Source organism: Paenibacillus sp. FSL M7-1046, assembly GCF_038007405.1.
In the GTDB taxonomy this organism is placed as follows: Bacteria; Bacillota; Bacilli; order Paenibacillales; family Paenibacillaceae; genus Paenibacillus_AQ.
This window is the reverse complement of sequence record NZ_JBBOXB010000001.1, coordinates 2,307,025-2,331,894: the sequence shown is the minus strand read 5'-3', so window position 1 is coordinate 2,331,894 and position 24,870 is coordinate 2,307,025. Positions and strand designations below refer to the sequence as shown.

The following is a 24,870-nucleotide window of genomic DNA, read 5'->3' as shown; positions in this document are numbered from 1 at the left end:
ATTGTCGACCTGAATGTATCAGGCGTGATTGTTCCTAACGCAAAAAAGGGCAAAGACTGCCACTACGGCAGTCCTTGCCCTCATTTATATGGTGTTGTCTCTGAAAACAGAAAAAACCGTGCTGCAAGAGCACGGTTAATTACAAAGAGAACAACAGCCGTAAAGAGGCCATCGTGACGCTTCGTGTGTTCTTAACTAAATCATTCACCTTCAACAACCAGAGCATGTCGCGGGACAGACTCAAACAGGGCACACGTATCGCCTAATCCGATACCTGGCGCAGCTAATTGTTCAGGTAATATGAAATTGCTTAGTTAAGAACGCTCACCAACATCAAAATTTCCCCTTTAGTTTAGGATAACTGTAATTTACTACATTCTGTGACATCCGTCAATTGGCAACAAAACAGTTCAATACCCAACTAATTCTATTCTTACTATCTGCAACTTGTCCATGAAGAGCGCCGAAGAAAGTCTTTTGCAGCTCAACCAGGACTTGACCGCCATCAGCAATCAGTTTGTCATAAATCCCACGCAGCTGTTCCTCACTGTCCAACCCCATAATAATGCTGACATTCTCCGTCTTGGCCCCTTTCCCGTAATCATCGGAGAAATGGATCAGACTCTGGCCCAGATGCAGCTCTGCATGCAGCCATTTGCCTTTATGTTCATTCAAAATCTTAATTTCCCCGCCAAACACGCTCTGATAATATTCTACCGATTCCTGTACATTCTCAATGACTACATAGGGGCTTGCACTGACCATCATCATGCCTCCAAGAATTAAATTTTACGGCTGTTTAGCTTCCGTCATTTCTTACTCATTATATACAATTAAGTATTTATGACCAAGCGGGCGTACTTTGACTACAGCCGTCCTGCTATCATTTGGTTTTATCCGTCTTCTTCTATTTAGCTGAGGCCGGTTAATGCGGGAGGGTGTCGTTTAGGAGCAAACAAAAAAGCAGCCGGTTGCCCGGCTGCTTTGTATAAAACGTCCTATTCCGTTGTGTAAGGCAGCAGCGCGATTTGACGCGAGCGTTTTACAGCAATGGTCAGAGCGCGTTGGTATTTTGCACTTGTACCTGTTACACGACGCGGCAAAATCTTTCCGCGTTCGCTGATGAACTTCTTAAGAAGCTCAGTGTCTTTATAATCAATGTGAGTAATTTTGTTCACAGTGAAGTAGCACACTTTTTTGCGCTTGTTGCGTCCACCACGACGTGCCGGTCTTTTGTCGTTGTCTCCGCCTTCTCTTTGTTTGAAAGCCATGTTCAGTTCAGTCCTTCCTTATTAAAATGGCAAATCATCGTCCGATATATCGATCGGTTTTCCATCGCCCGAAAAAGGATCTTGATTATTGTTGTTGTTACGCGGGAAATTATTGCTATTTCCGCGTCCACTGTTACCGCCGCCACCGCCATAGGCTGGTTCTTCAGGAGTACCTGCACCACTTGGTGTATTTCCGCCTTCACGGTTCTGCGAAGATTCCAGGAAACGGACATTATCGGCAATGACTTCGGTTACGTATACACGTTTACCTTCGTTATTCTCGTAATTCCGTACTTGGATGCGTCCTTCCACGGCTGCCAGTCGTCCTTTGCGCAAGTAATTGGCACAGGTCTCAGCCAGCTGTCTCCAGGTTACTACCGGGATGAAGTCCGCCTCGCGTTCACCGTTCTGGCCCGTAAAGTTGCGGTCTACAGCAAGTGTAAACTGCGTTACGGCAACACCAGCGGGAGTATAACGAAGTTCCGGGTCACGGGTCAACCGACCGATCAGAATGATACGGTTCAACAATTCAATCCCCTCCTTTAACGCGATCAATTACAAAGCTTGTCAATATCTTAGGCAACGTCGTTCGTAATGAGATAACGAATTACTTCGTCGGAAATCTTCATGAGACGTTCCAATTCGGTAACTACTGCAGGTTCTGCATTGAAGTTAACCAAAACATAAACGCCATCACGGAATTTCTTGATCTCATACGCAAGACGGCGTTTACCTTGCACATCGTGCTTTGTAATTTCTCCGCCGTTGGAGATGATGCCTTGGAATTTTTCGACTGCTGCTTGAACGGCTTCTTGTTCAATGTCAGGACGAATAATGTACATGACTTCATATTTGCGCATAATTTTCACCTCCTTATGGTCTGCGGCCCCTGATCACGTCAGGAGCAAGGAACGAGCACAAACATAGACTCGCACCATATTAATATACCAAATAGTTCTGACGAGTGCAAGCAATATTAATCAATGCCATTTCCAGGTACTTTTTAGCTACATGAACAACCCCACGAGTGCGCACAATATAACTGTATTCACCACTCTAGAGAAGGAGGGATATCATGGGCGAACAGACGGAATATGAAAAAGGCGACAAAGCACCTAACCCCGGTGTCTACATGGAAGTAGGCGAAGCACGCAGCTTCCACACACAGATCAGTAATCCGAAACGGATTGAAATGGAAAAGGGTGATACCTTCCCCGAAACCACCAACAAAAACCGCAAATGGAAAAAGGTCGAAAAAGCGCGGGTCCATTAATTTTTGAGCACCATGTATAAAAGAGTCGATCCTGTCCCATAATAAACTCAGGCAGTACAAAAGAGAGGTGTGGTTCCGTTGGACGTCGTAGACGAACACAATCACTGGGATTCTGATTCAGCAACTATTGTAACCCGGGAAGAGTAAGGGCTGGTCTCCTAAAAAAAGCACAGTCTCAGCACAACCCAATCACTTTAGCGGCTTTACACAGAGAAATTCCGAACATCATTGATGTACTGCCTCTGGAGAGGGACCCGAAAGGGTTCCTCTTTTTGTGGTGATTAAGTACAAATAAAAAAACCTCCGCCGATCAGCGAAGGTTGGATTAACGATTATAAAGTGCTGTAGTGGCGGAGAGGGTGGGATTCGAACCCACGCACGCTGTGACACGCCTAACTGATTTCGAGTCAGCCCCCTTGGGCCTCTTGGGTACCTCTCCGCAGCAAGAATTATTGTATCATGATGCAGCTTGCTTTGCAAGCTTAATTATTCAAGTCCGCTTTCCGCTGCACGCAGAACCTTTTTCATGTTCTTCTCGAACTTTGCACGGGGAATCAGGACACTATGCTGGCAGCCGATGCACTTAATGCGGATGTCCATACCCATGCGGATAATCTCCATTTCATTAGTCCCGCAAGGATGCGGCTTCTTCATCTGCACAACATCACCCAACTGGAAAACCTTACGTTCCATCACTCTTCCCCCTCTTCGCCTTCTCTTTCCTGAGCCGCAGCGACTTGCCTTCTCGGGTTATTCCCCTCGGTTTCCCGGCCTCTGCGTGCCGTTTCAAGCGCCTCGGCTTCCGCTGCCCGAGCCTCGCGCTCCGCCAGTTCACGCGCTTCCTGCTCGGCCTTAGCCGCCTCCAGACTAGTCTGCTTCTCCAGCGCCTGTTTGATATCGCTCTGGATCTGCCGTTCTGCCGATTCTCTGGCGTTAGGGAGACAGTTCGCCGCTACACGAATCACATATTCTGAAGTGCTCATGGACTGAATACCCAGTATATTCGGGTACGCGAGTACATTTGAATTACGTTCCTCGATTCCCACAAGCGCTTCACCAATCAATGAAAGAGTGCCTTCAAGCCCCCGCTCTATTTTCACCGGAACATCCACCACCGCTAAAGCGTTGGCAAGGGAATAGTTGGTCACATTGATAATGGTACCATTCGGGATGATATGAACCTCACCGGTAGTGCTCAGCAGTCTTGTCGTTCTGAGACCGATCATCTCTACAGTCCCTTTATAAGTACCGGTCTGGATTACATCACCTACCGCGAACTGATCCTCAAAAATGATGAAGAATCCGGTAATTACATCTTTGACCAAACTCTGGGCTCCAAAACCAACAGCAAGCCCCACTACCCCGGCTCCTGCCAGCAGCGGGCCCAAATTAAAATTAAATTCAGCGAGAATTATCATGATCATTACAAAATTACAGATAAACGTAACCACATTCTTCAGCAGTCCCCCAACGGTTGAGAACCGGCGGCTGTTCACCAGTATTCTGCCACGGGTTTCCTGTTCCATTGAACGGTCAATGATCTTGGATACCACTTTTATAATGACCCGGGTCAGAATGAAGATGATAAGAATCCGCAAGCCAGAAAACAGTACATTGGCCCACATTTCCGTGTTGGTGAAAAACTCCCACACCTTATCACTAAGAGTATATGCAGCTTTCAATGGATCTGTAGGTTTCTCTGCATTCAACATCCACTTATTCATCTACTCCCTCCCCTTCCGTGATAAGTGTATAACCTCTTCCTTCATTGTCCTTGCCATAAATCCCGCGGATTTCAACGTCCTGCTCCGCTATAATCTTCCGGACTTCACCGATTGCTCCCCGAAAGAACTGAATAGACATTGCACAGCCTGCTGTAATTTCTTTGGGAGTCGGGAAGATATCAATTTCGATTTCCGCGTATTCCAGCAGCATTTCGGCGCGCAGCGCCTGCTGCGTAGAATCAAAAGCAATCAGCAGCTCTTCCTCCATCTCCACGCCTCCCTCTGGGTTAAACGTCCTATCTCTTGCCCCTGTAGTATAAAAAATCTCTTTCATCCATATACTAGGATCATCAGCAACCTTTCAACTGAAAGACAAGCCTGCTGATATTTTCGTAGAGTCCCCTCAGAAAGGAAGATTATATGAATTCTTCTTCTAAAGCTGCACCACTGCAAGAACCATCCTGTTTAAAAATATCACATGCCGATCCCGATATCTATTCTGCTATTACCCACCGTCTGCTTTTTCATTTTTCCCGCACCCGGCCCGATACACCAATTGTAATCGTCTGTATAGGCACAGACCGTTCAACCGGAGATTCACTTGGGCCGCTGGTTGGAACAGCCCTGGCGCGGTTTCACAGCCCTCTGTTCCACCTGTATGGAACACTGGACGAGCCTGTGCATGCCGTTAATCTGGAAGAAACACTTACCCTCATCCGAGAGAAGTATAATAACCCTTTTATCATTGGTATTGATGCCTGCCTGGGACATTCTACGAGTGTCGGCTGTATTCAGGTCGTGGATGGACCTTTAAAGCCCGGAGCCGGCGTTAACAAGCAACTCCCCCCTGTTGGCGATATCCATCTGACTGGCATCGTTAATGTAGGCGGATTTATGGAGTACTTCGTATTACAAAACACAAGATTGAGCCTTGTAATGCGGTTATCTGATATTATTGCTGTCAGCCTCTATTCTGCCTTGAAACAGTGGAATCTCCATGCTAAATCTGCTGCAACGCGAGAGCAATAACTTCCTTCTCTTCCGGAGACAAAGGATATTGGGATTCTCCCGCTTCAAGCGGTTTGGAATAGATATAAGAGTTCTCACGATTATGAAGACTGGTGAGCACAATTCCGCTGCGATTATCATCCACTATTGCCAGCGAAAAGCTCAGGTCATTTCCGCGCTCACCGAAGGCATTATATCGCTTCATGGCCATTTTTGACTTCATGCCGCGCATTTTAGCCTGAGCAGCTTCAATCAAAGCCTTGTGCTCCTTCTGCTCCTCTTCCAGCATATCGCCTTGATTCTTAAGATCAATTAACAAGCTTTCCAGATCTTCCACACCACTACCGCTCATCATCGTTTCATATCTGCGCCGCATCTTGCCAAGCTTGCTACCCTGAAGAATCAACACTATAGCCATTATTATAACCACAACGGTGAACGCAATAACAAACCAAGATAATTGCTCATTTATTAACTGATTTAATTCTGACATATATGGACCATCCTTCGTATTTATCTGCTGCGGGCAAAGCCATATAGTTCCTCCATGGCGACCAGCATTCTGTTTATATCATGTTCTGTGGAGCTGACTCCTACACTTGCCCGTACAGCACCGCTCTCTAGTGTCTCCGCCGCTTTATGGGCTAACGGAGTACAGTGCATACCGGCACGCACAGCAATGTTATACTCCCGGTCCAGCCGATGTGCAATCTCTGCCGACTCCTGCCCTTCTATTGTAAACGAAACAATTCCGCTGCGCGAAACACCAATTCCAGGCCCAAGCAACCTCATACCAGGAATGCCGGACAAGCCTTCCATTAGTTTCTGTGTCAGCAACCATTCCTGCCCGTGAATATTCGCCGGGCCTAAAGACTTTATCTTTTTCAAGCCTGCAAGCAGCCCGGCTATCCCCACAGCGTTCTGTGTCCCCGCTTCATACCGGTCAGGCCGAACAGTAGGCTGCTCACTGATTTCAGACTGGCTGCCTGTCCCTCCATGCATCAAAGGCTCTAAATCAAGGTTTGGAGCAATATATAGCCCTCCTGTCCCCTGCGGTCCAAGCAGCCCTTTATGACCAGGAAATGCAAGCAAATCAATATTCATTTGGGCTACATCTATTCCCAGCGTCCCGGCACTTTGCGCAGCATCCACCAGAAACACCGCCCCGTGAGACTTTGCGATGTCGCCAATTTCTCCGATTGGTAGAATACTGCCCAGCAGATTGGAACTATGATTGCAGATCACCATTTTAGTATTTCGTCTTAATGATTTTTGAAGTTCCAACAAATCAACTTGACCTTTAGAATCGACGCGCAAATAATCTATTTCCACTTCTAAAGTCCGGCGCAAATACTCCAGCGGCCTACGAACGGAATTATGTTCCGTCATCGTTGAGATGACATGATCCCCCCGTTGAAGTGTACCCTTAATGGCCATATTTAGCCCCATTGTTGTATTGTGGGTAAAGGCAATATCCTGAGCGTTGGAGATAGAAAAAAGTTCAGCAAGCATGCTTCGTGCTCTCACCAGCACCCTGCCTGTCCCAATGGCCAGTGAGTGATTGCCACGGCCGGCATTCGCGCCGGAGTGTTGCAGGGCATCCAGCATCGCGGCAGCCACCTCAGGGGGCTTAGGCCATGAAGTTGCCGCATGATCTAAATAAACCAATTCTTCCATCTCTCCGCCCTCACTTTTTTTCATTTAAAAAACACACCCCTCCATATCCGCTAAAGGATATCTCAGGATATGTTTTCGGGCACAGATATCCAAATCAGTTTCCCAATAGTTCCAGTAGTCTTTCCAGGTCTTGGGCACTGTAATAATTGATTTCAATTTTCCCTTTTTCTTTACCTTGTTTAATCTTCACTGTTGTTTTGAATCGCTCGCGCAATCCTTCCTCAACATTATCAATGTATGGATCACGTTTAACAACTTTTGCTTTTATGCCATTGGCAGGTTTACGGTCCAGGTTCTTTACGACCTCTTCTAACTGTCTGACATTCCACTGCTGTTCCACACATTGATCCGCTAACTGTTTCACCGTCTCCGGATCTTTCAAGGCAACGATTGCCCGAGCATGTCCCATGGAAATTGTTCCACGTGAAACATATTCCTTCACTTCTTCCGGCAATGTCAACAGTCGTAAAAAATTAGCGATATGCGATCTTGATTTACCTACCTTCAGGGAAAGCTCCTCTTGGGTAAGCGAAAATTGATCCATTAGCCCTTGATAAGCAACTGCGATTTCCATCGCGTTTAAATTCTCCCGCTGCAAATTTTCAATCAGGGCAATTTCCATAACTTGCTGGTCGCTAAGACTTCGCACAACAGCAGGAATGGTTGCTTTTCCACAATATTGTGAAGCTCGGAATCTGCGTTCACCAGCGATGATTTCATAACCTTTTAGCACAGCGCGAACAATAATCGGTTGGATTACACCATGTTGTCTTATGGATTCAGCCAACTCCTGTATGGCTTCCTCATTAAAGTCCTTACGGGGCTGATAAGGGTTAGCGCGCAATTGTCCTAAAGGTATCTCCACGACCTTATCGTCTTCATTAATAGACAAGGATGGAATTAACGCATCGAGACCTTTCCCTAAACGCTTACTCATAAGAGATCACTTCCTTTGCCAACTCTAAGTACACTTCCGCTCCTTTGGAACGGGTATCATAAGTAATAATGGATTGCCCATGGGAAGGCGCTTCACTCAATCGTACATTACGTGGAATGATCGTTTTGTAAACCTTTTCCTGGAAGTACTTTTTCACTTCTTCAATGACTTGGATCCCCAGATTAGTCCGGGCATCAAGCATGGTTAACAATACCCCTTCAATCTTTAAATGGGGGTTGAGGTTCTTTTGCACGAGCCGTACAGTGTTAAGCAGCTGGCTTAATCCTTCAAGGGCATAATATTCACACTGGATAGGAATAATCACTGAATCCGCAGCCGTCAGCGAATTAATGGTAAGGATGCCCAATGATGGAGGACAATCAATGATAATATAATCATAATTGCTCTTCACCGCATTAAGCGCCTTCTTCAGCTTCAGTTCTCTGGAAATTGTAGATACCAATTCAATCTCCGCACCCGCCAATTGAATCGTTGCCGGGATAATATGAAGCCCCTCAATTTGTGTTTCCAATATCGTTTCCTGAGGATTCACTTCATTAATAAGGATATCATAAATGCAATTTGCTACATCCGCTTTGTTGACGCCAACGCCGCTTGTAGTGTTGCCTTGCGGATCAATATCGACAAGAAGCACTCTTTTCCCTAAAGTAGCCATACCGGCACCAAGGTTCACAGAGGTTGTCGTTTTACCGACTCCACCTTTTTGATTTGCTATGGCAATAATCTTGGACACTTATTTCACCTCGAATTGTTAGGAAGAATCATCTTGTAGGTCGTGAGTTGTTTTACGGCGTAATCGTAAATTGAATACGGCATCACTTTTTGCGAGAAATATAGACAAATAGACAAATATCATTTCATTTCTGTCTTATGTGATATACTCCGGTCCAAGTCACAGAAAAGGCGGCCAATCACCTCAGGGCCGCCTTCAGCTTTTAAAACGAATTATCTTTTTGGGATTTGAATCACGATCTCGTAATGGTCACCGCGGTCATTTTCCGAGGTTTTAATCTCCATTCCAGAACCTGATACCATATCTATGGATTGACGAATTGTATTTAGAGCGAGCCGGACATCCTTTGTATAGGAAACCCGTTTGGATTTTTTGGTTTGATTCACAGCTTTATAAAATGCAATCCTTGCCTCTGTCTGCTTAACATTTAAGCCCTTAGAAATAATCTCCGCAAGCACCTTCAACTGCATTTCCACACTGTCTAGAGATAATAAGGAACGGGCATGCCGTTCTGTAATTTGGCGCTCCATAAGTGCAGTTTTAACCTGTTCAGGTAATTGCAGCAAGCGGATTTTATTCGCGATTGTTGACTGGCTTTTACCGAGACGCTGGGCCAAGCTTTCTTGAGTCAATTGGTGAAGATCAATCAATTTCTGATAAGCGACAGCTTCTTCAATTGAGGTCAAACCTTCACGCTGCAAATTCTCGATTAAGGCAATAGATGCTGCCTGTGAGTCATTGAACTCACGAACAATAGCCGGAATTGTCTCCAGACCAAGCTTTTTCACAGCCCGCCAGCGACGTTCACCTGCGATAATCTCATACTGGGAATCGCGCATCCGCACGACAATAGGCTGGATCACACCGTGAGTTTTGATAGTCTGACAGAGCTCGTCTATCTTGTCGTCATCAAAAATAGTCCGTGGCTGATAAGGACTGCTGATGACCTCATGAACCGGGATTTGTTTGATCTCTTCTCCGCTGCTCCGCTCGGTAAATCCAAAAAGCTTGGTGAATTGTTCTTTCATTCCGTTCATTACCACCTAATTTCGTTATAGTACGATCGCCTTGACCCTGCCTAGCGAAAAACTTATCGTATCGTACAGCAAAAAGAAAGCTTCTATTGATTTCATTCCAAAAGATATTGCAGTTCTTTCGGTGGCGGTTCCCGGCGCAAAAATCTCTTTCCAGATGAAAATTCTGCAAAATCGGGAGTGCAACCCTTCCTAAAAGTCTTACTATATTATTCTATCACTTTTTCGCTCATAATCCTATTCTCCATATGGACCTATTTTTCCTGCAATGTATGCCACGAATAAAGCTATGAAGAAACATAAAAAAAGATCAAGCCCTAAGGAATAAGGACTTGATCTTTACAACATTTATTCTCTTACACGATGTTTCACGTGAAACAATCAGATCAAAGGAGACTTGGCCGGTATTCCCGCTTTACGCGGATATTTTGCTGGTGTGGCTCCTGTCTTGCGAATAATAACGATATGTCTGGCAGATTCCTCTACGGGTAAACTGAAGGATTCAACCTTTTGCAATTCAGCGCGAAGCTCCTTGAAACTAAACTTCGCCTCCTTTAGTTCCTCAGCAGGATCACTGCCCTTCATTGCTGCAAACACACCCTCTTTTTTCGTAAAAGGAAGACAGAATTCATTCAACAGGGATAAACGGGCAACCGCCCGGGCCGTAACTATATCATAGGCATCGCGATGAACAAATTGTCGGGAGACATCCTCTGCCCGGCCATGAATCAATTGAACATTTTGTAATTCCAGTGTATCGCATACATGTTGGAGAAAGGAAATTCGTTTGCTTAGTGAATCAACAATTGTCAGCTTCAAATGCGGGAAACAAATCTTAAGCGGAATCCCTGGGAAGCCGGCTCCTGATCCGATATCAGCCAAGCTTTTCGCATCATCCATCTTTAAATAGAAAGCAAGTGAAAGGGAATCATAAAAGTGTTTGGTATATACTTGATCCCGTTCAGTAATTCCGGTGAGATTCATTTTTTCATTCCAGGAAACCAGTTCCTGATAATAAAGCTCAAATTGCTTAAGCTGCTCCGGGTTCAGCTTGATTCCCTGTTCCTGAAGTAGAGCCGTAAACTGTGCTACAGTATTATCCATAGATTATCCTTTCGCTGCCGTCACACGATTGAAATGCTCCAAATGTACAAGAAGAATCGAAATATCCGCTGGTGTTACCCCAGCTATCCGCGAAGCCTGCCCGATTGAGATTGGAGCAATCTTAGTCAGCTTCTGCCGCGCTTCCATTGCCAATCCATGAATTTCATTATAGTTGATACTCTCAGGAATCTTCTTCTTCTCCATCTTTTGCAGTTTTTCCACATGCTGCAGCTGTTTCTCGATATATCCGGCATATTTAATCTGTATTTCAACCTGCTCCTTCATCTCTTCGTCCAGTGCTTCAGGAGAAGGAGAAACCTGGTCCACGAAACTATACGTAAGCTCAGGGCGGCGCATCAGGGTAAGCATGTTGCTTCCATCTACGATTGGGGCAGACTCATAACCCGCAAGCGCATCATTGACCTCCACTGGTTTCACCTTAGTTTCCTGGAGCCGGACGATTTCACGTTCAACACGCTCTTTTTTATCCAGAAAAGCCGCATACCGCTGCTCTGGGATCAGACCAATATCATGTCCGATAGGCGTCAGACGCAGGTCAGCATTATCATGGCGAAGCAGCAGACGGTATTCCGCACGCGAGGTAAGCAGACGATATGGTTCATTAGTTCCTTTGGTCACCAGATCATCAATCAGTACGCCAATATAACCTTGTGACCGATCAAGTACAACCGGTTCTTTATCCTGAACTTTCCGCGCTGCATTAATACCTGCCATAACCCCCTGCCCTGCTGCCTCTTCATAGCCGGAGGTTCCATTGATTTGACCGGCAGTGAACAGCCCAGGCAAACGTTTGGTTTCCAGTGAAGGCCATAACTGTGTAGGAACCATGGCATCATATTCAATCGCATAACCATTACGCATCATTTCGACCTTTTCCATCCCTGGAATCGAACGGAGAACCGCCAGCTGAACATCTTCAGGAAGACTGGTGGAAAGTCCTTGTACATAGTATTCCGATGTGTTTTTCCCTTCCGGTTCAAGGAATATCTGGTGTTTGGATTTATCGCTGAAACGGACAACTTTATCTTCTATAGAAGGGCAATAACGGGGTCCTGTTCCTTCAATAATTCCAGTAAACATCGGCGCCCGGTGAAGATTGTCATTAATGATCTGATGAGTCACTTCAGAGGTATAGGTGAGCCAGCAAGGAAGCTGCTCATTCTGCGACGACTTCGTTTCAAATGAGAAGAACTTGGGTTTGTCGTCACCCGGCTGAATTTCCGTTTTGGAAAAATCAATCGTATCCTTATGCACACGTGGCGGTGTCCCCGTCTTAAAGCGCACCAGATCAAAACCAAGCTCACGCAAATTTTCGGACAACCGTACTGAAGGCTGCTGATTATTCGGCCCGCTCTCATATGTCAGCTCACCCATTATCACTTTGCCCCGCAAATAAGTTCCAGTCGTCAGAATAACCGTCTTGCTGCGGTACGCCGTACCTGTCTTCGTAATTACACCCACACAGCGGCCGTCTTCAACGATAAGCTCCTCCACCATGCCCTGGCGCAACGTTAGGTTAGGGGTTTTCTCCATCGTTTCCTTCATCGCATGCTGATACAGGAATTTATCCGCTTGCGCGCGCAAGGCATGGACTGCGGGTCCTTTACCTGTATTAAGCATACGCAATTGAATGTATGTCTTATCAATGTTGCGGCCCATTTCACCGCCGAGGGCATCAATTTCGCGCACTACATGGCCCTTGGCTGGTCCGCCAATGGACGGATTGCAGGGCATGAACGCCACCATATCCAGGTTTATCGTAATCATCAACGTATTGCAGCCCATGCGTGCAGCCGCCAGAGCAGCCTCGCAACCGGCATGTCCGGCGCCTATGACAACAACGTCATAGCTGCCTCCTTCATAACTCATGTCTTGTTCCTCCCCAAAGGCTGCGTTTCAATCGCAGTAATATGATGAACATGATCTGCAATAACTCAGTAATGAATCATTCGCAAGAAGCATGTTATTTGCCTAAACAGAATTGCGAGAAAATTTGATCCAGCAGAGAATCAGCAGCAGTATCCCCGATAATTTCTCCAAGCTGCTCCCAAGCCAACCTTACATCGATCTGGATCATATCAATTGGAATATGCATCTCCGCAGCCTCGTACGCATCCTGAAGCGACCTATGCGCTTTTTTGAGCAGTGCGATATGGCGTACATTACTTACATAGGTCAAATCGCCCGATTCCAGCTTGCCGCCAAAAAAGAGCTCCGAAATAGCTTCTTCCAGTTTATCCAGGCCTTCCTCTTCCAGTACCGACATTGGGACAATGCTGTCCTCGCTAAAATATTCGTGCAGCTTGGCTTTATCCAGGCGTGCTGGTAAGTCCATTTTATTCATGATGACCAAGGCTTGTCTACCGTGGATTTGTTCCATAAGTTCCAGCTCATCTTCATGCAGCTCTTCATTTGCATTCAGCACCAGCAGAATCAGGTCAGCATCACTAAAAGCTGCTTTGGAACGCTCTACCCCGATTTTTTCCACCACATCCATGGTTTCACGAATACCTGCTGTATCCAGCAGCTTCAACGGTATATTATTAATCGTTACAAATTCCTCTATAACATCACGCGTTGTTCCTGGAATATCCGTTACAATCGCTTTGTTATCGCGGGCCAGTGCGTTCAGCAGGGATGATTTACCGACATTGGGACGGCCCACAATAGCTGTCGTAATGCCTTCACGCAAAATTTTACCTTCATTAGCAGTCTTGAGCAGCTTATTAATGCCGTCCATTACTTCACTGCTCTTGTCTTTAATAAACTCGGCGGTTAAGGATTCCACATCATGTTCGGGATAATCAATATTCACTTCAATATGCGCCAGCGTCTCGATAAGGGTATGGCGCAGGGAGTGAATACGCTGGGACAAAGAACCGCTAACCTGCTTCAGCGCAACGGAAAAAGCCCGGTCCGACTTGGAACGGATCAAATCAATCACCGCTTCTGCCTGGGAAAGGTCAATTCGTCCGCCCAAAAAAGCACGCTTGGTGAATTCACCCGGCTCAGCCAATCGGATATCCTGCTGTAACAGCAGATCCATCACTCTTCTGACCGAAATCACCCCGCCATGGGCACTGATCTCCACTACATCCTCTGTTGTAAAAGAACGCGGTCCCTTCATCACAGTTACCAGCACTTCTTCCATTCGTTCTCCGTCAGCCGGACTTATAATATGGCCGTAATGAACGGTATGTGATTCCGCTTCGGTCAGCGGAACCCGGCTGCGGAATAAGGGTGCGACCTGGGAGATGGCCTGTGGGCCGCTCACCCGGATGATCGCAATTCCCCCTTCGCCTAATGCCGTCGATACGGCAGCAATGGTGTCACTAAGCATGCTGTTATTCACCTCGATATAATCTATACTTTCTTCTATTTTAAAAAAAGCAATGACCCCTTACATTGGTCAAGGAGTCATTGCGGCAATATTAGTCTCTACTTCAATGTTATAACGACACGGCGATTCGGTTCTTCGCCCTTACTAAGGGTGTTGACCTGCCGGTGATCCTGCAGCCTGGCATGTATAATCTTCCGTTCCTGCGGTGACATCGGCTCCAGCACGACCTCTTTACGGGTTCGAACTACCCGTCCCGCAAGCCGGTCAGCCAGTTCTTCCAATGTCTTTTTGCGGCGTTCGCGGAAATTCTCCGCATCCAGCACCAGCCGGATGAAACTGTCAGAATAACGGTTGGCCACAATATTAGCCAAATACTGCAAAGCATCGAGAGTTTGTCCTCTTCTGCCGATCAGCAGCCCCAGATCCGGACCGGAAATTTGCAGAATGGTCGATTCCTTTGTATGAACGATTTCCACTTCTACCTCAAGCCCCATACTCTTGGCGACATCCACGATGAAATGAACGGCTTCTTGGTATGCTTCCTCCACCGGTTGTCCGGAATCTTGGCGCGGCACGCCGCCGACAGCCTCCTGTTTGCTCTCTCTAGATGACTGCTGAGGCATTGACGGAGCACTCGCCGCTGATGCCGGTGCGGCCTCGGCAATTAAGGTTAATTCAACCTTGGCATCCTTCGCACCGATCAATCCAAGGAATCCTCTTGACGGCTGTTCAAGTACGTTGACCGTGACCCGGTCCTTTTGAACTCCAAGCTGGTTAAGTCCCCGTTCTACAGCTTCTTCAATGGTTTTCCCTGTTGCGACGATTTTGCTCATTTTGACTTTTTGGCCCCCTTCGATCCTTTGCTTCCATTGCTTTTCGTAGCGGAAGCAGGATTCTTGCTCTTCACAAGGTTAACTTCACTGCTGCTGCCGGCACCTGCAACAGCCAATTTGGTCTTATCGTTGTTGCGGTATAAGAAGTAGTTCTGAATAATGGTGTAAAGGTTACTGTAGAACCAGTACAGTGGAAGTGCTGAAGGGAAATTGTAGGACATGATGAAAATCAGAACCGGATATACCATCATCATGAACTGCATAGGGCCCTGCTGTTGAACCGGATTCATCTTGGTCATCATTCTGGTCTGCAGGAATGTAGTAGCGGCAGCCAGCAACGGCAGGATGAACAGATGATCGGGTTTACCGAGCTGGAGCCACAAGAACGAATGCTCCCGCAGAGCAGGGTTGTAATAGATCGAGTTGTATAGAGCGATAAAAATCGGCATTTGCACAATCAGCGGCAGACAGCCGGAAATCGGATTCACCTTATTCTCCTGGAACAGGCGCATCGTTTCTTGCTGTACTTTTTCAGGCTGATCTTTATATTTTTTCTGGATCTTTTGGAGTTCCGGTTGAATGGCCTGCATCGCACGCGAGCTCCTTACCTGCTTCATGGTAAGCGGCAAAATTAACGTGCGGACGATCAAAACCATTACAAGTACGGCTAGTCCATACTGTCCATCAAACCATTTTGCGAAAGTATCGAGCGCTATGGCGAAATAATAAACGACATTACTTTGCCAAAAGCTTCCGTTCTTCAAATCCTCCGTAGTGTGCGTAACCGCTGATGATGGAGCGCACCCTGACAGAACAGCAATCATCAGTACCATTAGGCCGAGGAGAAGAAATTGTTTTCCTCGTCTAGTCTTCAATAGAGACACTTCAAAACCCCTCTCATAAACATTCCATTGCACCGTAAATCATACCATAATTATGAATACAAATAAACAAGCCCCTTACTTGCGTGAAGCCTTGAGCAGCTTGGCTTTGCGCAGCACATGAAGCGCACTTTTCTCCAGCTCGGCGTAATCCATGGAAAGTGCTCCTTTACGAACGATGAAGACCATGTCCAGCCCGCCGGCAATTTCCGGTTCATGATGACGGATAATTTCCTTCACCAGTCGTCTCATCCGGTTACGGACAACGGCGTTTCCGACCTTTTTGCTAACCGACACACCCAACCGGAACCGCTCCACCTCTTTTCTGCTGAACCAATACACTACAAATTGATGATTCGCAAATGACTTCCCATGGCGATATACGCGACTGAAGTCGGCACGGTTTCGTAATCGTAATCTTTTGTGCACGGGAATCTCCTATTCAAAGACCGGACACGATGAGCTCCGGAATTTTTCTTCTAATTAGTATAGTCATCCGGCTGCCGCCATAAACGGTTGAGTCCGGACATATGGCTTATTCCTTCATTTACATCCGCATACATTAAAAAGCCCCGCAAAGTGTAGCCAACATCCTCTGCAGAGCTTAACAAATATTCATGCACTCGTGAAAAACGGAACCTCCTCCATTATAAAGGGCGATATCCGTTTCTCAGGCTATATAAGGAAGCGAATCAGATGATCCACCTGTCCAGCCCCCTTATATTTAAAAAAGGACCACCGCAGTGGTCCTTAAGTGGCCTAACTTACGCACTCAAAACTTTTCTGCCTTTCAAGCGGCGGGCTGCCAGCACTTTGCGGCCGTTTTTCGTGCTCATTCTTTTGCGGAAACCATGCACCTTCTTGCGTTTGCTCACATTCGGTTTGAACGTCGGTCTCATGTATTGCACCTCCCTTACAGGAACTTAATTACTGTCATATTAGCAGAAACGGACTAAGCCGCTCTTTTGAGTAGGGACAGTATCTACAAGTATTGTCATTATAATTTGAAGACATATCCTCACAGAAAACACCTTTATATATTTAAACACATAATGTGCGAAAAAGTCAACCTTGTCTCTCCAACCTTACTCCCCCTCATCTAAATCCGCTTATCCACAATCCACCGATCCAAAAATTTAATCCACAGCGTTTTACAGTTATCCACCTGTGCGCAAAAAATGAAGTCGACTAATCACACATGCGCACAACCTGTGTATAAAAAATCGAAGTCATGACGGAAACTGTCGAACGGTAAACAAATTATCAACAATATGTAGTGTTGTTCTTAAAAATTATACACAAGTGCTTGAATTTGTGGATAAAATGGTGTCGCTCATTGAAAAGTAAGGGGGCATTTGCTATGATGGTATTACTTTTGAATGTGAATAGATTTGTTTGTTCTATATATTATCAACAAGCTGTGGATAAAGTTGTGAACAATTCAAATTTATCCATATTTTTTTGTCTCTTGATATTGCATATTGGGGATAAGATTCAGCACTAACCCATTTTCTTCGACATTTCCACTTCATGGCTGATGCCACATTTGGAAGATTTAAAGGAGTGACAGTCTGTGGACAGCCATACTTCCGAATTATGGCAGCAAATATTATCGATTATTCAAACCAAATTAAGCAAACCGAGCTTCGATACATGGTTTAAGGCTACGAAGGCATTAACTCTTAGCCAGCACGCCATTATCATCTCGGCACCTACAACGTTTGCCGTAGAATGGCTGGAAAGTCGTTACACCAAATTGGTAGGAGCTACGGTTTATGAAGTTACCGGACAACAGGTTGACGTCAAATTTGTGATTGAGGAGAACAAGCCCATAGAGCCTGTAATCCAGCAGATGACGCCTTCTCCCGCAGTATCGCGTGAAGAAGCGCAGACTCATTTGCTTAATCCCAAATACACTTTCGATACGTTCGTTATCGGCTCCGGCAACCGGTTTGCGCATGCAGCCTCTCTGGCTGTAGCGGAAGCGCCTGCCAAAGCGTATAACCCCTTGTTTTTGTACGGTGGGGTGGGTCTCGGGAAGACTCATCTAATGCATGCCATCGGACACTACGTCCTGGAACATAACCCTAACAATAAGGTTATCTACATCTCGTCCGAGAAATTCACGAATGAATTCATCAACTCCATCCGTGACAACCGCGGTGAAAGCTTCCGTAACAAATACCGCAACGTTGACATTCTGCTGATTGACGATATTCAATTCCTGGCCGGCAAAGAGTCAACGCAGGAGGAATTTTTCCATACGTTTAACGCTCTTCATGAAGAACGCAAGCAAATTATTATCTCCAGCGACCGTCCCCCAAAGGAAATTCCCACTCTGGAAGAACGGCTTCGTTCCCGTTTTGAATGGGGACTCATTACCGATATTCAACCGCCTGATCTGGAGACGCGGATTGCCATTTTGCGCAAAAAAGCCAAGGCGGAGAACCTGGATATCCCCAATGAGGCCATGATGTACATCGCCAACCAGATCGATACGAACATTCGCGAGCTTGAGGGCGCTTTGATCCGGGTTGTTGCCTATTCATCGCTTACCAACCAGGACGTAACCACTCATCTGGCAGCCGAAGCACTGAAGGATATCATCCCTTCCAGCCGGCCGAAGATGATCACCATGAATGATATTCAGCAAAAGGTCGGCGAATATTACAATTTGCGCATGGAAGATTTCAAGGCGCGCAAACGCACCAAAGCCGTAGCTTTTCCACGTCAAATCGCTATGTATCTCTCCCGTGAATTAACGGATTATTCGCTTCCCAAAATCGGAGAAGCTTTCGGGGGACGTGACCATACGACAGTTATACATGCCCATGAGAAGATTACGCAGCAATTAAAGGTAGACCAGGAGTTGTACAAAGTGGTAAATAATCTTGCGGAGAAAATTAAAAATCCTTCCTAAGAGGAACAAAGAGCCTATGCACAATCTATACACATGTGGATAGGCTTAATTTTATGCTGTTTCCGGGGTTATCCACATAAACGGCGCCCCTACTACTAATACTATTAAATAACTATAATAATTCATCTTCTAAGAGCAGGTTTCGAAGAGGAATTACGTACACCTATTTCCCAATTTTTCAGCTAGGAGTGAAATCATGAAAATCAGCATTCTTAAAAATGAACTCAACGAATCAATCGGGCACGTATCCAAGGCAATCTCCAGCAGAACCACGATCCCCATTCTGACCGGCATTAAGCTGGAGGTAAGCCACCAAGGCGTTACCCTGACTGCAAGTGATACGGACATTTCCATCCAGTCCTTCATACCTGCAGAGAATGATAGCCATACCATCGTAAAAGTGGAACAGCCAGGCAGCGTTGTGCTTCCAGCCAAGTTTTTCGTCGAGATCATCAAGAAGCTTCCCTCCAAAGAAATCCACATGGAAGTCAAAGAGGGCTTTCAAACCTATATCTCTTCCGGCTCCACGGAAATTCAGATCGTAGGTCTTGACCCCGAGGAATTCCCAGTGCTGCCGAGCATCGAGGAGAACGAAACGATCTCAATTCCAGGTGATTTGCTGAAAAATATGATTAAACAAACCGCTTTCTCCATCTCCACCCAAGAGACAACGCCGATTCTGACAGGGATTCTGTGGAATCTGAGTGAGAACGAATTTAAATTTACAGCTACCGACCGCCACCGTCTGGCCACAAGAGCTGCACATCTGGAAGGGACCGAGAGTGTCCAATTCGCCAACATTGTCATTGCGGGCAAAACGCTGAATGAGCTAAGCAAAATCATACCGGACCAGAATATGCTGGTGGATATTGTCGTGGCCGATAATCAGGTGCTCTTCAAAATCGACAAAGTGCTGTTCTATTCGCGGATTCTGGATGGAATTTATCCGGATACTTCTAGAATTATTCCGACCAACTACAAAACAGAACTAACTTTGGATACAAAAAAACTCAGCGAATCGATTGACCGCGCTTATTTGCTGTCCCGTGAAGAAAAAACAAACATTGTGCGTATGCAGACACTGGAGAACGGCGATGTTGAGATCTCTTCCAGCTCGTCAGAGCTGGGAAAGGTCCGTGAAGAACTTGAAGTGCTTGATTTCAAAGGCGAACCGCTCAAAATCTCCTTCAACTCCAAATATATGCTCGATGTCCTGAAAGTTGTCGAAAGCGAGCAGCTCGTCATCGCCTTCACCGGTATGATGAGTCCGATTATTCTTAAACCGCTGGATGACAGCCGCAGTTTGTATGTCATTCTGCCGTACCGAACAACAAATTAAACGCCGCTGTTCACGGACCTGTGGATAAGTGGTGGGAAGGATAAAAAACATGAAAAAAATACTTATCCACAGTGGATATATTAAGCTGGATCAGTTCTTAAAGCTTTCGGATTGCGTATCCACAGGCGGTATGGCGAAGGCGCTGCTGCAGGAAGGTTACGTGAAGGTTAACGGAGAAAAAGAAGAACGACGTGGCAGAAAGCTTTATCCGGGTGATAGAATAGAGGTTCAGGACAACGGCGCATTCGAGATTGAAGGCGGCGGAATAAAAGAGTAGTTCACCCAAGGAGGCAGAGGTTCGTGTTTGTTAAAAATATCGGTCTGCAGCATTACCGTAACTACGGGCTGCTGCGTCTGGAGAGCCTGGGCGATGTGAACCTGATTCTCGGTCAGAATGCCCAGGGCAAAACAAACCTCATGGAGGCTCTGTTCGTCCTGGCGATGACCAAGAGCCACCGTACCTCGAAGGACCGGGAACTCATTTCTTTCGATGCTCCCGGAGGATCCGCGCAAATTGTTGCCGAGGTGGAACGTAAATATGGCGACTTGAAGCTGGAGCTGACCTTGTCCGCCCAAGGCAAAAAAGCCAGAATCAACGGGCTGGAACAGCGCCGGCTCAGTGAATTCGTCGGATCGCTCAACGTGGTGATGTTCGCTCCGGAAGATTTGGAGATCGTCAAAGGGACACCTGGAATACGGCGCCGGTTTCTTGATATGGAGATTGGCCAGGTACAGCCAAGTTATCTTTTCCATCTGCAGCAATACCAGAAGGTGCTCCTGCAAAGAGGCAATCTGCTGAAGCAGCTATGGGGCAAAGAAGCAGCAGGCAAGGAGCTGTTGGAAATATGGGATGCCCAACTTATAGAGCATGGTGTTAAAATCGTCAAAAAAAGGAAACAATTCATAAAGAAGCTGCAAATCTGGGCAGAAAGCATTCACCGGGGCATTACGAACGGCGGGGAAGAGCTGAAATTGCTGTACGTCCCCTCTTTCGGCGAGCGTGACGAGGAAGATGAAGCTGTCTTATTAGACAAATTTATGTTAAAGTTATCACAAACAAGAGATCAGGAAATTAGGCGCGGCATGACGCTGACGGGTCCCCATCGGGATGACCTGTCCTTTTTTATCAACGGAAGAGAAGCTCAGGTCTACGGTTCTCAGGGGCAGCAGCGCACGGCAGCTTTATCGCTCAAGCTGGCGGAAATCGAGCTGATCCATGAAGAAATCGGGGAGTATCCTGTGCTGCTTCTTGATGATGTTTTGTCCGAGCTTGACCCTTACCGCCAGACTCAGCTTATAGAAACCTTTCAAAGCAAGGTACAAACCTTCATCACTGCCACCGGTGTGGAAAGTTTAAGTGCCGATAAATTAAAAGGCGCAAGCCTATACCATGTTCATGATGGAAAAGTGGAGTTATAAAGAGCGGAGGAAGAGAATGTATATTCATTTGGGCGGAGAAAAGATTATTCGATCCTCAGAGCTGATTGCTATATTTGATATATCGATTGAGAAATCCTCGAAGGTGTCGAAGCAGTTCATTGTTCATTCCCAGCAGGATAAAAAACTGGAACGAATCGGTGAAGAGGAAGCGAAGTCCATTGTCGTGACCAAAAATACTGTGTACTACTCCCCTATTTCCTCCTCCACTCTAAAAAAAAGAGCCAAAATCTTGTTGGAAATATAAGCTTTTCAGGTTACAAGAGATAATCAGAAAGAAGTAGGTGAAGGCATGTCAATGAATCAACCGACATATGATGAGAGCCAGATTCAGGTACTGGAAGGGCTGGAAGCTGTTCGGAAACGTCCCGGCATGTACATTGGCTCCACTAGCGCTAAAGGTCTGCATCATTTGGTTTGGGAGGTCGTCGATAATAGTATCGATGAGGCGCTGGCAGGTTTTTGCGACCGGATTCAAGTGATTATTCATGAGGATAACAGTGTGACCGTTATTGATAACGGACGGGGTATCCCTGTCGGTGAGAACGTGAAGCTGAAGAAATCGACGCTTGAGGTTGTAATGACTGTCCTGCATGCAGGTGGTAAATTCGGCGGTGGCGGATATAAGGTTTCGGGCGGTCTTCACGGTGTAGGGATATCGGTTGTGAACGCATTATCCGAGAAGGTAGTTGTAACCGTCAAACGTGACGGCCACGTCTACCAGCAGGAATACAGACGCGGTGCACCGCAATATGATATCAAGATTATCGGAGATTCCGACGAGACGGGTACCACTACAACCTTTCATCCGGATTCGGAGATTTTCACCGAAACGACAGTCTTCGAATACAACACGCTTCTTACCCGTATCCGCGAGCTGGCGTTCCTTAACAAGGGAATCGAGCTTTCATTGCTGGATGAACGGACTGGCGTTTCCAATACCTTCAAATACGATGGCGGTATCGTGGAATATGTGAAATATTTGAACGAGAAAAAAGAGGCACTTCATGAGGATCCGATCTACGTGGAAGGCTCACGGGATATGATTGCGGTTGAAGTAGCTCTGCAATATAACGATTCGTACACAGAGAACATTTACTCTTTTGCCAACAATATCAATACGCATGAAGGCGGAACGCATGAATCCGGCTTTAAGAGTGCATTGACACGGATCATCAATGATTATGCCCGCAAAACCGGCGTGATCAAGGACAGCAGCAACAACCTGACCGGAGATGACGTTCGTGAAGGATTGACGGCGATTATTTCCGTGAAAATTCCTGAGCCGCAATTCGAAGGGCAAACGAAGACCAAGCTCGGCAACAGTGAAGTCCGCGGGATTGTAGAATCCTTGTTCGGTGAGAAGCTGCAGGAATTCCTGGAAGAGAACCCTGCGGTTTCCCGGCGGGTGCTGGAGAAGTCACTGCAGGCTTCACGTGCCCGTGAGGCTGCCCGCAAAGCCCGTGAACTGACCCGCCGCAAGAGCGCTCTTGAAGTCAGTGCCTTGCCGGGTAAGCTGGCAGACTGCTCATCCAAGGATGCTTCGATCAGTGAGCTGTATATCGTCGAAGGTGACTCTGCCGGTGGATCAGCCAAGCAGGGCCGGGACCGTCACTTCCAGGCGATTCTGCCGCTGCGCGGTAAAATCCTGAACGTAGAGAAAGCACGGCTTGACCGTATCCTATCCAATGCCGAAATCCGGGCGATTATTACTGCTCTGGGAACCGGGATCAGCGAGGACTTTGATCTGTCCAAGGCGCGTTATCACAAGGTTGTTATTATGACTGATGCGGACGTCGACGGAGCCCATATCCGGACTCTGCTGTTGACCTTCTTCTACCGCTACATGCGGAAGATTATCGAAGCTGGCTATATTTATATCGCCCAGCCGCCGCTGTTCAAAATTGAGCGCAACAAAGTCATCCGCTATGCTCAAAGTGAGAGAGAACGCGATGAGATCATTGCTACCTTTGGTGAGAATGTTAAGGTAAATGTTCAGCGCTACAAAGGTCTGGGAGAAATGAACGCCACCCAGCTTTGGGATACCACCATGGATCCTGAGAGTCGCATGATGCTGCAGGTAACGATTGATGATGCAATATTAGCTGACAGTATCTTTGATACACTTATGGGAGATAATGTGCAGCCAAGATATGAATTCATTCAAGAGCATGCAAAATCGGTTCGGAACCTTGATATTTAATCATATGCGCACACCGGTCCTCATACAGACCTAGCATATGTTCCTAGCAAAGAACCTCCAGTTTCCTATTCCTTGGCGAATAGAAGCCGGAGGTTCTTTCGGTTAGGGTAGTCTTTTGCTCAGGAGAGGGGTTACCGGCGGGAGACTGCTGTTTTTCTTCTCTTTAACCGTCCATACGCCACAGCATAACGATGAATTTTGCGATAAATAGATTTGTCGTGAATTAATTTAAAGGCAATAATGGAGGGAAGGGTGTTCACTTCAAGCAGCCATACATCATGATGCTGATCCAGGGCAATATCAAGCCCGATCTCTTTAAGACCAGGGTAGGCTGTTTCAAGCTGCATGGCGATTTTTACACCCAGGGATTTTAACGACTGAAGCGTGGATGCCATCTCTGCCGGACCCATATGTTCTTTAAACAACGCATTGACGGTAAAGACACTTCCCCCGTTATGATAATTGGTCACAATCTTTTGCGGAGCGGCCACTCTGCCCAGCATTCCGGTTGTTTCCCACCCTCCATCCGGTCTTTTTTGCGTCAGTACCCGCAAATCAAACGGGCGGTCAGCATGCCGGAGCAAATCAATTCCCTGTTGGATTAAGTAGGAGCGTCCTTTAATCTTCGGCTTCAAAGCATTATGCAGCTCCTCCGTTGTGGAGAATGCTTCTGCCTCCAAACCATGGCGCAAGATATACATTATTTTTTGTTCAACCGCGGCTTCACTGCTTCCAGTACCGTAATCTCTGTTGACCGGCTGCTGTCCGCTGGGACTTAAATTCACCGTACGCTGCTCGGCTCGCATCACACCATTCCCATAAGTCCCGCGGTCAGGTTTTATATATACCGTCCCGTAGGTTCCGAGCAATTCGTTAAGAGCGGCCAAACTGTACTTTCGTGTTTCCGGGATGAAGATTGCCAGTAGGCGGTTTTGCAGGATAACTTTAGTTTTTGCCCATTTGCTGGAGACCCGTTGAATCCTCATTATCTTCCTCCTTAAAAGTTTTGTGAGCGTAACAGCATTGAATTCTCCTCGTACAAAACTTGCTTCGAAAGCATAAACTTAAAGTTTTGTGGGTTGATCTGAATGATGAATCTGGAAAGCTGAAATTT

At 46.5% G+C, this 24,870-nt stretch carries 28 protein-coding genes and 1 tRNA gene; 8 read left to right on the top strand and 21 right to left on the bottom strand.

Translation table 11 applies throughout. From position 1 onward, the window contains the following. Positions 1-390: 390 nt before the first annotated feature. From NYE29_RS10140 to rpsF, 4 genes are all read right to left on the bottom strand, one after another. Positions 391-765 (bottom strand): VOC family protein, encoded by a 375-nt coding sequence (locus tag NYE29_RS10140; protein ID WP_340895758.1) that lies wholly within the window; start codon positions 763-765, stop codon positions 391-393. Between the two features lie 233 nt (positions 766-998). Next, entirely contained in the window at positions 999-1,271 is a 273-nt protein-coding gene (gene rpsR / locus NYE29_RS10135; protein WP_019914552.1) for a 30S ribosomal protein S18, read from the bottom strand. Positions 1,272-1,292: 21 nt separating this feature from the next. Further along, complete coding sequence (gene ssb, locus NYE29_RS10130; protein ID WP_340895756.1) at positions 1,293-1,799, bottom strand: single-stranded DNA-binding protein; 507 nt, start codon at positions 1,797-1,799, stop codon at positions 1,293-1,295. 47 nt (positions 1,800-1,846) lie between these two features. Then, positions 1,847-2,131 carry a 30S ribosomal protein S6 gene (gene rpsF / locus NYE29_RS10125; RefSeq protein WP_038598251.1) on the bottom strand — a complete coding sequence of 95 codons (285 nt, stop codon included), beginning with the start codon at positions 2,129-2,131 and terminating at the stop codon, positions 1,847-1,849. A gap of 215 nt (positions 2,132-2,346) precedes the next feature. Here rpsF and NYE29_RS10120 point away from each other — a divergent pair, with 215 nt between their 5' ends. After that, positions 2,347-2,544 (top strand): YjzC family protein, encoded by a 198-nt coding sequence (locus NYE29_RS10120; protein ID WP_038598253.1) that lies wholly within the window; start codon positions 2,347-2,349, stop codon positions 2,542-2,544. 348 nt (positions 2,545-2,892) lie between these two features. Here the strand turns inward: NYE29_RS10120 and NYE29_RS10115 are convergent. The 4 genes from NYE29_RS10115 to NYE29_RS10100 form a co-directional block, all read right to left on the bottom strand. Next, positions 2,893-2,983: transfer RNA gene (locus tag NYE29_RS10115), tRNA-Ser, on the bottom strand. Between the two features lie 47 nt (positions 2,984-3,030). Continuing rightward, positions 3,031-3,237 (bottom strand): DUF951 domain-containing protein, encoded by a 207-nt coding sequence (locus NYE29_RS10110; RefSeq protein WP_038598254.1) that lies wholly within the window; start codon positions 3,235-3,237, stop codon positions 3,031-3,033. Further along, complete coding sequence (locus NYE29_RS10105) at positions 3,237-4,268, bottom strand: mechanosensitive ion channel family protein (protein WP_445322160.1); 1,032 nt, start codon at positions 4,266-4,268, stop codon at positions 3,237-3,239. The genes NYE29_RS10110 and NYE29_RS10105 overlap by 1 nt, the downstream gene beginning before the upstream one ends. Next, the gene (locus tag NYE29_RS10100; RefSeq protein WP_340895752.1) at positions 4,261-4,536 is read right to left on the bottom strand and encodes a DUF3343 domain-containing protein; all 276 of its coding nucleotides are present in this window, start codon (positions 4,534-4,536) and stop codon (positions 4,261-4,263) included. Before NYE29_RS10100 ends, NYE29_RS10105 begins: the two co-directional genes overlap by 8 nt. Positions 4,537-4,688: 152 nt before the next feature. Between NYE29_RS10100 and yyaC the strand changes: the two genes are divergently transcribed. Then, complete coding sequence (gene yyaC / locus NYE29_RS10095) at positions 4,689-5,297, top strand: spore protease YyaC (protein ID WP_340895751.1); 609 nt, start codon at positions 4,689-4,691, stop codon at positions 5,295-5,297. On the opposite strand, the gene NYE29_RS10090 is transcribed toward yyaC, so the two are convergent. From NYE29_RS10090 to rpmH, 12 genes are all read right to left on the bottom strand, one after another. Beyond that, positions 5,269-5,769, bottom strand: a complete 501-nt coding sequence (locus tag NYE29_RS10090) for a DUF4446 family protein (protein WP_038598258.1) — start codon at positions 5,767-5,769, stop codon at positions 5,269-5,271. The two genes, yyaC and NYE29_RS10090, sit on opposite strands and share 29 nt — an antisense overlap. Positions 5,770-5,789: 20 nt before the next feature. Further along, positions 5,790-6,953: an aminotransferase class V-fold PLP-dependent enzyme gene (locus NYE29_RS10085; RefSeq protein WP_340899679.1), complete on the bottom strand. Its 1,164-nt coding sequence runs from the start codon at positions 6,951-6,953 to the stop codon at positions 5,790-5,792. Between the two features lie 94 nt (positions 6,954-7,047). Continuing rightward, the gene (locus tag NYE29_RS10080) at positions 7,048-7,890 is read right to left on the bottom strand and encodes a ParB/RepB/Spo0J family partition protein (protein WP_340895750.1); all 843 of its coding nucleotides are present in this window, start codon (positions 7,888-7,890) and stop codon (positions 7,048-7,050) included. Beyond that, positions 7,883-8,644, bottom strand: a complete 762-nt coding sequence (locus tag NYE29_RS10075; protein ID WP_038598260.1) for a ParA family protein — start codon at positions 8,642-8,644, stop codon at positions 7,883-7,885. Before NYE29_RS10075 ends, NYE29_RS10080 begins: the two co-directional genes overlap by 8 nt. A 212-nt stretch (positions 8,645-8,856) precedes the next feature. Beyond that, positions 8,857-9,672 (bottom strand): nucleoid occlusion protein, encoded by an 816-nt coding sequence (gene noc / locus NYE29_RS10070; protein WP_340899678.1) that lies wholly within the window; start codon positions 9,670-9,672, stop codon positions 8,857-8,859. Positions 9,673-10,059: 387 nt separating this feature from the next. Next, positions 10,060-10,782, bottom strand: a complete 723-nt coding sequence (rsmG, locus tag NYE29_RS10065; protein ID WP_340895747.1) for a 16S rRNA (guanine(527)-N(7))-methyltransferase RsmG — start codon at positions 10,780-10,782, stop codon at positions 10,060-10,062. Positions 10,783-10,785: 3 nt separating this feature from the next. After that, a complete protein-coding gene (gene mnmG / locus NYE29_RS10060; protein WP_340895745.1) occupies positions 10,786-12,672 on the bottom strand; it encodes a tRNA uridine-5-carboxymethylaminomethyl(34) synthesis enzyme MnmG in 1,887 nt (628 codons plus the stop codon). 94 nt (positions 12,673-12,766) lie between these two features. Beyond that, complete coding sequence (gene mnmE / locus NYE29_RS10055; protein ID WP_340899676.1) at positions 12,767-14,143, bottom strand: tRNA uridine-5-carboxymethylaminomethyl(34) synthesis GTPase MnmE; 1,377 nt, start codon at positions 14,141-14,143, stop codon at positions 12,767-12,769. A gap of 98 nt (positions 14,144-14,241) precedes the next feature. Then, positions 14,242-14,976 (bottom strand): RNA-binding cell elongation regulator Jag/EloR, encoded by a 735-nt coding sequence (jag, locus tag NYE29_RS10050; RefSeq protein ID WP_038598268.1) that lies wholly within the window; start codon positions 14,974-14,976, stop codon positions 14,242-14,244. Then, the gene (locus NYE29_RS10045; protein ID WP_340895743.1) at positions 14,973-15,860 is read right to left on the bottom strand and encodes a YidC/Oxa1 family membrane protein insertase; all 888 of its coding nucleotides are present in this window, start codon (positions 15,858-15,860) and stop codon (positions 14,973-14,975) included. The genes jag and NYE29_RS10045 overlap by 4 nt, the downstream gene beginning before the upstream one ends. Before the next feature lie 75 nt (positions 15,861-15,935). After that, on the bottom strand, positions 15,936-16,286 hold the full coding sequence (gene rnpA / locus NYE29_RS10040; RefSeq protein WP_038598273.1) for a ribonuclease P protein component: 351 nt from the start codon (positions 16,284-16,286) through the stop codon (positions 15,936-15,938). Positions 16,287-16,621: 335 nt separating this feature from the next. Beyond that, positions 16,622-16,756, bottom strand: coding sequence for a 50S ribosomal protein L34 (gene rpmH / locus NYE29_RS10035; protein WP_019914530.1), 135 nt, complete (start codon positions 16,754-16,756; stop codon positions 16,622-16,624). Positions 16,757-17,430: 674 nt separating this feature from the next. Between rpmH and dnaA the strand changes: the two genes are divergently transcribed. The 6 genes from dnaA to gyrB all read left to right on the top strand — a co-directional run bounded on the left by dnaA (position 17,431) and on the right by gyrB (position 23,756). Further along, positions 17,431-18,777 carry a chromosomal replication initiator protein DnaA gene (gene dnaA / locus NYE29_RS10030; RefSeq protein WP_076114398.1) on the top strand — a complete coding sequence of 449 codons (1,347 nt, stop codon included), beginning with the start codon at positions 17,431-17,433 and terminating at the stop codon, positions 18,775-18,777. Between the two features lie 196 nt (positions 18,778-18,973). Next, positions 18,974-20,116, top strand: a complete 1,143-nt coding sequence (gene dnaN, locus NYE29_RS10025; protein WP_076114399.1) for a DNA polymerase III subunit beta — start codon at positions 18,974-18,976, stop codon at positions 20,114-20,116. 49 nt (positions 20,117-20,165) lie between these two features. Further along, positions 20,166-20,393: a S4 domain-containing protein YaaA gene (yaaA, locus tag NYE29_RS10020; RefSeq protein ID WP_340895739.1), complete on the top strand. Its 228-nt coding sequence runs from the start codon at positions 20,166-20,168 to the stop codon at positions 20,391-20,393. A 23-nt stretch (positions 20,394-20,416) separates the two neighbouring features. Further along, positions 20,417-21,535 (top strand): DNA replication/repair protein RecF, encoded by a 1,119-nt coding sequence (gene recF, locus NYE29_RS10015; RefSeq protein ID WP_038584292.1) that lies wholly within the window; start codon positions 20,417-20,419, stop codon positions 21,533-21,535. Positions 21,536-21,551: 16 nt separating this feature from the next. Then, positions 21,552-21,800, top strand: coding sequence for an extracellular matrix regulator RemB (gene remB, locus NYE29_RS10010; RefSeq protein ID WP_076114400.1), 249 nt, complete (start codon positions 21,552-21,554; stop codon positions 21,798-21,800). A gap of 45 nt (positions 21,801-21,845) precedes the next feature. Then, the gene (gene gyrB, locus NYE29_RS10005; RefSeq protein ID WP_038584297.1) at positions 21,846-23,756 is read left to right on the top strand and encodes a DNA topoisomerase (ATP-hydrolyzing) subunit B; all 1,911 of its coding nucleotides are present in this window, start codon (positions 21,846-21,848) and stop codon (positions 23,754-23,756) included. Between the two features lie 131 nt (positions 23,757-23,887). Here gyrB and NYE29_RS10000 read toward each other — a convergent pair whose 3' ends face one another. Then, positions 23,888-24,742 carry a YheC/YheD family protein gene (locus NYE29_RS10000; protein ID WP_038584301.1) on the bottom strand — a complete coding sequence of 285 codons (855 nt, stop codon included), beginning with the start codon at positions 24,740-24,742 and terminating at the stop codon, positions 23,888-23,890. Positions 24,743-24,870: the final 128 nt, after the last annotated feature.